Source organism: Amaricoccus sp., assembly GCF_017993425.1.
Taxonomy (GTDB): domain Bacteria; phylum Pseudomonadota; class Alphaproteobacteria; order Rhodobacterales; family Rhodobacteraceae; genus Amaricoccus.
Genome location: NZ_JAGOMQ010000038.1, coordinates 25743 through 34648 on the forward strand (window position 1 = coordinate 25743; position 8906 = coordinate 34648).

The window sequence follows — 8906 nt, forward strand, 5'->3', positions numbered from 1 at the left end:
GTCATTCATGCGCTGCCTTGAACACCCTCTGCTCGGGAGCCGCCGGCGTCGTCTGCGCGAGAAGCGCCCGCACCCGCGTGCAGAACTCGGTCAGGCCGAGCGCTTCGGGTCGGACGAGCCGGTCATGGGCGAAGACGAAGTACCACTTCTTCCGGTAGTCGGAATAGAGGCAGCCCGGGCCGAACAGAGCCTCGATCTTGGCGTCGTCGAACGACTGCTGATGGCCATGCGGCTGATCGTGGTGATAGAGCGGATGCCGCTCCTTGTAGGGCACCGTCACGAAGATCGCCCGGTCCGGCGCGAGCGCGCGCAACCGCCCGAGCACGTCGTCGAAGCGGTCGACCGCGATGTGCTCCAGCACCTCCATGGCGACCACCACGTCGGCGGGCTCGGGCGCGGGATCGAGCGGGCCCGTGATGTCCCAGACCCGGAAGTCGTAGCGGTCGTTACGCGGCGGATTGATGCGCGCGCCGTAGTTGCGGAAATCATAGCCGACGACGCGGCGCACCTCCGGCGTCCGCGCGAGCAGGTTGACGAGCTGGGCCTGGCCGATGCCGATGTCGGCCACCCGCTCCACGCCCTCGAGCATGTCGAAGGCGAGGCGGGTGCGCGCCCAGTCGTTCTCGGAGAAGGCCGGTTTTTTCCGGAGCTTGTCCCGCTCGGCGTAGATGCCGTGGACCGTCGTGAAGATCTTCTCACGCTCCGGGGCTAGTGGCGGCAACACGGGCGGGGGTGGCGCGGCCGGCTTCGGCTTCGGCTTCGCGGCCGACTTTGCCGCGGCCGGCTTCGAGGTTGGCTTTGCCGGGATGGGCTCTGCCGCGGGGACCGGGATCTTCGGCGTCGGGGGCGGCGCTGTCACGGGCGCCAGCACCCGGTCGATCTCGGCCTTCGCCCTGGCGGCGGTGGCGGTCCAGGTGCGTTCCCGCTCGACCCAGTCGCGGCCGGCCCGGCCGAGGCGGGCGCGCAGGCCCGGATCGCCGATCAGCCGCGCCAGCACGTCGGCGAGGCTCTCGACGTCGCCCTTGGCGAAGACGAGGCCGGTCTCGCCGTCGGCCACCATCTCGGTCAGCGCCCGCACGCTGGAGACCACCACCGCCTTCTCCATGGCCAGCGCCTCGAGCGGCTTCATCGGCGAGACCATCTCGGTCACCGGCTGCGGCTTGCGCGGGAACGGCGCCACGTCGATCAGCGAGTAGTAGGCCTCGACTTCCGAATGCGGCACCCGGCCCGGCAGGATCAGCCAGTCGGCCAGCCCCTCCTCCGCCGCCACCCGCTCGATCTCGGTGGTGATCGGGCCGCGCTCGGTCCCGGAGGTGTTCTCGTTGCCGACCAGCAGCAGCCGGAACACCAGCCCGCGCCGGCGCAGCAGCGCCGCGGCGCGGGCGAGGTCGTCGAGCCCCTCGTACTGCACGAAGGTGCCGATGTAGCCGATCACCGGCACGTCCGCGGGGATGCCGAGCCGCGCCGCCAGCTCGGCGTCGCGCGGCCGTGGCGTGAAGCGGGAGGGATCGCAGGAGTTCGGCAGCAGCGTGATCTTCTCCGCCGGCACGCCGCGCTCGACCAGCTCCTCGCGCATCGGCCCGGTCAGGGTGAAGACGTGGTCGGCATGGCGGCCGATCTCTGCCTCGAGCCGGCGCTCCATCTTGAAGGATGCGCTCTGCTCCAGGGCGGGATTGCGCGAGATGCGGGTGACCTCCCAGAAGCCGCGCACCTCGTAGATGAAGGGCAGGCCGAGTCGGCGCGCGGCGATCAGCGCCGGCAGCGCCGAAAGATGGGCCGAGGCGGCGATCACCAGCTCGGGACGGAACTCGCGGAGCTGCGCCTCTATCGCGACGGCGGCGCCGACGGCGTATGGCGGCGTGATCTCCTGGCGAAACGGCTCGAAGCTGCGCAGGTAGCGCACGCCCTCGATCATATCCTCTGCCGGAAGCGTGACCTTGAGCAGATCGCGATTGATGTCGCGCGGGAAGCCCGGCCGGGACAGGGCGATCACCTCGAAGCCGTTCCGCTGCAATCCCAGCGCCAGCCCCTGCGCCCGGGTGGCGTAGCCGCCGGAGGAATAGGGCAAGCTGTTGTGCAGGACATAAGCGAGCCGGCCCCGAACGGGATCGAAGGCGAGCGGGTCGCAGTTGCGAACCCCCTCGAGCAGCGTCAGGCTGGCCAACCCGCCCGAGCGCATCTTGTCGAGGAATTTCTTCTGCGCCGGGGTCGGGGTCGGCCCGTAGAGCGCCTTTACCTCGGCGAGCGCTGTCTTGGCGGCGTCAGGATCGTCCGCCCGCAGCGCCGCCCAGAAGAGCGTGCGCAGGTTGGCGGTGGAACGGTCGATCCGGACCGTCTCCGCGATCAGCGGATATTCCGCCTCGACCGCGCCCGCCTCCGCCAACGCGCGGGCGCTCCGTGTCAGGGCGGAACAGAGCGCGGCCGGATCGGCGCTCAACTCGGCCCGCAGCGCGGCGATCACCCCCGGGGGCCCTGCTTGGTTGAGGATGCGCAGGAGGTCGTGGAGCGGCAGCGGCGGCGTCCGAGGCGGAGCCTTGGCCCGGCCCCGCGCCTGCTCGGGCAGGATGGCGTCGGCGTCGCCGCCGCGCCGGACCGGCTTGCCGCTCAGCATCCGCTTCGGCGCGGTCAGCATCCGCACGAGCCCGTGGCCGATGCGCCAGGATTCCGAGGTCTCCATGTCCTTCAGGCGCAGCGAGAGCGCCTCGCTCACCCGCGCCGCCCGCTGGGCCCGCTGCCGGTGCTCCCGCTCGGCGCGGGCGCCCGCCTCGCGCAGCGCCGCGGCCTCGGCCGTGGCGCGGGCGAGCGTCTCCCGCGACCGGGCGTCCGCCTCGCGCAGCGCCGCGGCCTCGGCCGCGGCGCGGGCGAGCGCCTCCCGCGACCGGGTCTCGGCGTCGCGCAGCGCCGCCTCGGCCGCGTCCCGCGCCGCCTCCGCCTTGCGCCGCTCCTCGTGCTCCGCCGCCTCGGTCGCCTCGTGCCGGCGCGCGAGCGCGCCCTCCGCCAGCGCGACGCCGAGCCGGCCCAGCGGCCGGACGGCGTCGAGGGCGAGCCCCGCCGCCGGGGTGGGCCGGGCGGTCTCGGCGCCCAGCCAGGACAGCGTGGCCGCGCGCAGCTCCGCGAGCCGGGCCTCCATCGCCTCCAGCCCGGCGGCGGCCGTGGCCAGCCGGGCCGAGACGATCGCCGCGGCTGCCTCCGGCTCCTCGCGACCGAGGTCGAGCGCGAGGTCGGGCCGGCCGAGCAGGTCGAGGAGGCCGGGGATCTTGTGGCCATGGGCGCCGAACCACAGGCCGAGGACCGGCCGGCGCGCGACGAGGCCCATCACGAGGCCATGGAACCGCGCCGCGACGACGACGTCGCAGTCCGCCAGCGTCGCCAGGTAGGTCTCGATCGTCGGGGGCGTGACCGCCTCGATCCGTTCCGCCCCCGGCGCGTCGCGCAGGTGGTCGCGGATCGCGTCGACGAGCGCCCGGTCGGCCTCGGTCTGGACGATGAGCCGCAGCTCGTCCCCCGCCGCGAGCGCGCGCGCGGCGAAGGCGACGGCGAAGCGGAAGGCGCGGCTGGAACGGTAGCCGTCGGCCTTGAAGGCGTCGGTCATGGCCCGGCGCGCGGCGTGCGGCAGCCGGATGCCCCAGCCCTCCGAGCGCAGGACGAGGGCGATCCGCCGGCCCTGCCGCGCCGGGGCGGGCGCGGGAGAGGCGGAGGGCGGGTCGAGGAAGAAGGCCGGATCGAGTCCCTGGACGACCGCCGCGCCCGGAACCGCCGCGGCGAGGAGCGCCGCCGAGCGCGGCTCGCGCACCGCGGCGGCGAGCCCCGTGGCGAAGGCCGCGCCGACGAGATCGGCCGCTTCCGACGTCTCGATCGGGCCGATCGTGGAGGGCAGCAGCACGCAGCGGACGCCGCGGGCGCGCGCGGCGAAGGCCGGCAGGAGCCGCCAGAACAGCGCCGCCTCGTTCTCCGCCCCGGCGTAGCGGAAGAGATGCTCGCCCGCCGTCAGCACGACCAGGTCGCTGTCCGCCGCGCCGACCGTGTCGAGCAGGGCGCCCGGATCGAGCGCATAGCGCGACGCCTGCGCCGGATCGGGCTGGAAGCCCACGAGCCGCGCCGCCGCCGCCGCGTCCGCGGGCGTCCCGTAGGCGGCCACGCTGCGCGCCCGGAGGTCGGCGCGCGCCGCGTTCATCTGGACGACGGTGATCCGCGCATCGGGAAAGGCGCGCCGCAGGAGCGCGACCGCGCCGAGGTTGATGGCGAGATCGCCCATGTTGGAGGCGACATGGCCGTAGAACAGGACGACGTTGCGGATCGGCGCGGCCATTGTCCCCTCCCCTAACCCGCGAGGCCGGTCCGGGCGCCCGTCCAGATCCCGCGCGTGTCGACGCGGGCCCTGGCGGCGAGCGCCTCGGGCGGGAGCGCGCGGAAGGCGCTGTGGTCGACGAGGAGCGCCAGCACGTCGGCCTCCGCCAGCGCCTCCTCCGCCGTGCAGAGCCGCGCCCGCCCGGCAAGCGTGGCGGGAAGCGCCGCCACGTGCGGCTCGACCGCGAGGAGCGGGCCCGGATGGCGCCGCGCCAGGGCCTCGGCGATGGCGAGCGCGGGGCTCTCGCGCAGGTCGTCGATGTCGGCCTTGAAGGCGAGGCCGAAGCAGGCGACCGCAATCTCGTCGGGGCGCCGGCCGGCGCGCGCGGCCGCCTCGGCGACCTGCGCCTCGATGCGCGCGAGCACCCAGGCGGGCTTGGCGTCGTTGACCTCGCGCGCGGTGCGGATCAGCCGCGCCTCCTCGGGGGCGGCGCTGACGATGAACCAGGGATCGACGGCGATGCAGTGCCCGCCGACGCCCGGCCCCGGCTGGAGGATGTTCACCCGCGGATGGCGGTTGGCGAGCCGGATCAGCTCCCAGACGTCGATGCCGAGCCGGTCGCAGATCACCGAGACCTCGTTGGCGAAGGCGATGTTGGCGTCACGGAAGCTGTTTTCGGTCAGCTTCACCATCTCGGCGGTGCGGGTGTCGGTGAGGATGCACTCGCCCTCGACGAAGATTCGGTAGAGCGCCACCGCGCGCGCCGCGCAGGCCGGGGTCATGCCGCCGATCACCCGGTCGTTCTGGACCAGTTCGCGCAGGACATGGCCGGGCAGCACCCGCTCGGGGCAGTGCGCGACGCGGATGTCGGAGGCCTCGCCATGGGTCTGGGGGAAGGTGAGGTCGGGCCGCATCTCGGCGAGCCAGGCCGCCATGCGCTCGGTGGTCCCCACCGGCGAGGTGCTCTCGAGCACGACGAGGTCGCCGCGCCTGAGCACGGGCGCGATCGCCCGGCTCGCCGCCTCGACGTAACTCAGGTCCGGCTCGTGCGCGCCCGAGCCGCCGGGGCTCGGGTCCGGCTCGTGCGCCTCGGTTCCGCCGCCGTGGCGACCGCCGCGGAAGGGGGTCGGCACCGCGATCAGGAAGGCGTCCGCCGGCTCCGGCGTCGTGGTCGCCCGCAGGTAGCCCTCGGACACGACGGCGCGCACCACGATGTCGAGGTCCGGCTCGGTGATGTGGATCTCGCCGCGGTTGATCGTGTCCACCGCGTGGCGGTTCACGTCGATCCCGATCACCTGCCGCTTGCGGCCGGCGAAGACCGCCGCCGTGGGCAGGCCGATATAGCCGAGGCCGACGACCGCGATGCGCTCGAAGGAAGCGTTCGCCATCGGGTCAGCCGCCGTTGCGGGCGCCGTCTCGGGCGAGGATGTCGAGGATTCGCGGGCAGGCCTGGCCGTCGCCATAAGGGTTGTGGGCAAAGCGCATCCTTTCGTACTCGGACGTGTCGAGAAGCAGGCGTTCCACGCCTTCGATGATCGCGGCTGAATCGGTGCCCACCAGCCGCACCGTGCCCGCCTCGACCGCTTCGGGCCGCTCGGTGGTGTCGCGCATGACGAGCACCGGCTTGCCGAGCGAGGGGGCCTCCTCCTGCACGCCGCCGGAATCGGTGAGAATCAGGTGGGCGCGGTTCATCAGGTAGACGAAGGGGAGATAGTCGAGCGGCTCGATCAGGTGGACGTTGCCGATCCCCGACAGCAGCCGCCGGACCGGCTCCTGCACGTTGGGATTGAGGTGGACCGGGTAGACCACCTCGAGCCCCGGGCGGCGGCGCGCGATCTCGGCGAGCGCCCGGCAGATCCGCTCGAACCCGGCGCCGAAGCTCTCGCGGCGATGGCCGGTGACGAGGAGGACGGGGGCGGAAGGGTCGAGGAAGGCGAAGCGGGCGTCGAGCCCGGCGCGCAGCTCCGCGTCCGCCTCGATTCGCGCCACCACCGCATGCAGCGCGTCGATCACGGTGTTTCCGGTCACGTGGACGGTCGCGGGATCGACGCCCTCGGCGAGCAGGTTCGCCCGCGCCGTCTCGGTCGGGGCGAGGTGCAGGCCGGCGAGCACGCCGGCGATCTTGCGGTTGGCCTCCTCCGGCCAGGGCGCGTAGAGGTCGCCCGTGCGCAGCCCCGCCTCCACATGCGCGACCGGAATGCGCTGGAAGTAGCAGGCGAGGCTCGTCGCCAGCGTGGTCGCGGTGTCGCCGTGCACCATCACGATGTCGGGGCGCGCCTCGGCCAGCACGCGCGCCGCGCCGGCGAGAATCGCCGTGGTGATCGCCGTCAGGTCCTGGCCCGGCCGCATCACGTCGAGGTCGAAGTCCGGCGTGAGCCCGAAGAGCGCGAGCACCTGGTCGAGCATCTCGCGATGCTGGGCCGTCACGCAGAGCTGCGCCTCGAACCTCGGATCTGCCCGCAGCGCCAGGACGAGGGGGGCCATCTTGATCGCCTCGGGCCGCGTCCCGAACACGCACAATACACGAAGCGTCATGCCATCGACCCACTCTGCCCCAGTTCCGCCGATCGATTGGCCGCCCTTGCGGCGCCATGCCCGGCCCGTAATCCCGCGGCCGGCAGCTCCGATCGGCAAACGCGCGGCGCTCTCCCCGCGGGCCTCGCGCCCGTTCTCGCGTCTGCGGTACGCCTTTCCGATTTTTTGCCGGCCGCCGCAAGAGCGAGGTGCGACTTCCGGCGCCTCCGCGCGCCCCGGCGTCCCCGCGGGCTCAGCCGCGGCGGCGCTTCCAGGCCCCCCGGGCGAGGTTGTTGGCGAGCGCCCAGGCCGCCGGCGCGCGGGAGAGCCCCGCCACCTCGCGGTAGACCCGCCAGGTCGCCGCCGCCGCCGCGAGCTTGTTGCCCGAGAGCGATCCCGGGGTGACGCGGTAGTCGAGGAGCACCTCCCCGAGCCCGCGCGCCGCCGGCAGGCGGCGCAGCAGCGTCAGCCACAGCCCGTAATCCTGCCGGCGCGGCAGGTCGGGCATCTCGACGAGACCGAGGCGGCCGGCGTCGTAGGCGGCGGTCGAGCAGCAGATGGCGTTGCCCATCAGCGCCTCGGCGTAGGTGAGCCGGGCGGGCACGTCGACGCGGGAGAGGCGCCGGCCCTCCATGTCGATGCGCTGGTAGGCGGTGAAGACGAGCCCCTCGCCTTCGGCGAAGGCCGCCGCCTGGGCGGCGAGCTTGCCCGGCCGCCACATGTCGTCCGCGTCGAGGAAGGCTATGTGGCGCCCGCGCGCGGCGCGGATCGCGAGGTTGCGCGCCGCGGCCGCCCCGCGCGGGGCGGGAAGCGCCAGCGCCCGGATGCGGGGGTCGCGGCCCGCGAAGCCCTCGGCCATCGCCCGGGATCCGTCGGTCGAGCCGTCGTCGGCCAGGAGCATCTCCCAGTCCGGCAGCGTCTGGGCCTGCGCCGAGGCCACCGCCGCGGCGAGCGTCCGGGCGGCGTCGCGCACCGGGGTGACGATCGTGAAGAGCGGCCCCCCCGCCACCGCCGTCACTGGTCGAGAAGGAGCCGGGTATGCCGGCGCAGGAGGTAGGCGCCGACGACGAAGAGCGTCAGGCCGAAGGCGATCACGTAGGGGTAGGAGACGAAGTGCGGGTCGTAGCTGCCGTAGAAGCCGCTGCGCATGAGCGAGACCACGTGCGTGATCGGGTTCCACCACAGCGCGGCCTGGAAGCGGGGCGGCGCCGATTCGAAGAGAAAGAGCACCCCCGAGAGGATGAAGAGCGGCCGGGTCACCACCGACCAGACGTTCTTCCAGGTGGGATAGAGCCCGAAGAGCACGCAGTTCATCGTCCCCACCCCGAGCCCGAGCAGGGCGGCGAGGCAGAAGGCCGCGCTCAGCGCCCCCGGGTCGAGGATGACGTGCAGGCGGAAGAAGAGGATGATCCCCGTGGCGAGGATGGTGGAGGTCAGGAGCGTGGTGAGGAAGGTCAGCGCGAACTTGGCGATGACCGCGTCGAGCGCGGTGACCACCGGATAGCCCATCAGGCCCCTGTTGGAGCTGATCGCCGTGGCGACCGAGCGGGCCATGGCGTTGTACATGGTGAAGGGGATGATCCCCGAGGCGTAGAACAGGATGAAGCTCGTGCCGAGGGGCGGCGTGCGCAGCGCCAGGCTGAAGGCGATCGAGAGCAGCAGGATCCCCCCGAGCGGCTCGAGGATCGCCCAGAGGTAGCCCCCGGCCGAGCGGCCGAAGCGGGTCGCCATCTCGCGGATGACGAGGGCGGCCAGCACCCTCGCCCAGCGGTAGCGGGGCCTGGCGGGCCGCAGCCGCGCCGGCCTGGAGGAGGAGATCGTGGTCATGGCGCTGCCCGCCCGGGTCGTTTGCCTTCGGCTGGAACGCGGAGTAGATCTCGCGCCGATGGCGTGGCAAGCCCCTTCTCGAGACGCCGGAAGGCCCCGATGAGCGAATTGAAGCCCGATCCCCGGCGTCCCGCGCCCCTGCGCGCGGTGGAAACCCCTGCGCCCGCTGCGCCCGCGGAGGCCGCGCCGGCGCCCGCTGCCGCTGCCGCTGCGCCCCCCGCTGCGGCGCCCCCCGCTGCTGCCGCGCCGGCGGCCGCCGCAGCCCCCGCCGCCAAGC

General features: G+C 73.6%; 5 protein-coding genes. All 5 read right to left on the bottom strand.

Annotation, left to right across the window (positions count from 1 at the left end):
* Nucleotide 1: 1 nt before the first annotated feature.
* On the bottom strand, nucleotides 2-4309 hold the full coding sequence (locus KBB57_RS15975) for a glycosyltransferase (RefSeq protein ID WP_290752218.1): 4308 nt from the start codon (nucleotides 4307-4309) through the stop codon (nucleotides 2-4).
* Between the two features lie 11 nt (nucleotides 4310-4320).
* Nucleotides 4321-5676 (bottom strand): UDP-N-acetyl-D-mannosamine dehydrogenase, encoded by a 1356-nt coding sequence (gene wecC / locus KBB57_RS15980; protein ID WP_290752220.1) that lies wholly within the window; start codon nucleotides 5674-5676, stop codon nucleotides 4321-4323.
* A 4-nt stretch (nucleotides 5677-5680) separates the two neighbouring features.
* Entirely contained in the window at nucleotides 5681-6823 is a 1143-nt protein-coding gene (gene wecB, locus KBB57_RS15985; protein ID WP_290752222.1) for a non-hydrolyzing UDP-N-acetylglucosamine 2-epimerase, read from the bottom strand.
* A 232-nt stretch (nucleotides 6824-7055) separates the two neighbouring features.
* Nucleotides 7056-7811 carry a glycosyltransferase family A protein gene (locus tag KBB57_RS15990; protein ID WP_290752225.1) on the bottom strand — a complete coding sequence of 252 codons (756 nt, stop codon included), beginning with the start codon at nucleotides 7809-7811 and terminating at the stop codon, nucleotides 7056-7058.
* Between the two features lie 5 nt (nucleotides 7812-7816).
* Nucleotides 7817-8629, bottom strand: coding sequence for an ABC transporter permease (locus KBB57_RS15995; protein ID WP_290752227.1), 813 nt, complete (start codon nucleotides 8627-8629; stop codon nucleotides 7817-7819).
* Nucleotides 8630-8906: the final 277 nt, after the last annotated feature.

What these genes read in the sequence shown, in the direction of transcription:
- wecB (WP_290752222.1), bottom strand. Translation starts at nt 6,823, where the DNA reads ATGACGCTTCGTGTATTGTGCGTGTTCGGGACGCGGCCCGAGGCGATC.
- wecC (WP_290752220.1), bottom strand. Translation starts at nt 5,676, where the DNA reads ATGGCGAACGCTTCCTTCGAGCGCATCGCGGTCGTCGGCCTCGGCTAT.
- KBB57_RS15975 (WP_290752218.1), bottom strand. Translation starts at nt 4,309, where the DNA reads ATGGCCGCGCCGATCCGCAACGTCGTCCTGTTCTACGGCCATGTCGCC.
- KBB57_RS15995 (WP_290752227.1), bottom strand. Translation starts at nt 8,629, where the DNA reads ATGACCACGATCTCCTCCTCCAGGCCGGCGCGGCTGCGGCCCGCCAGG.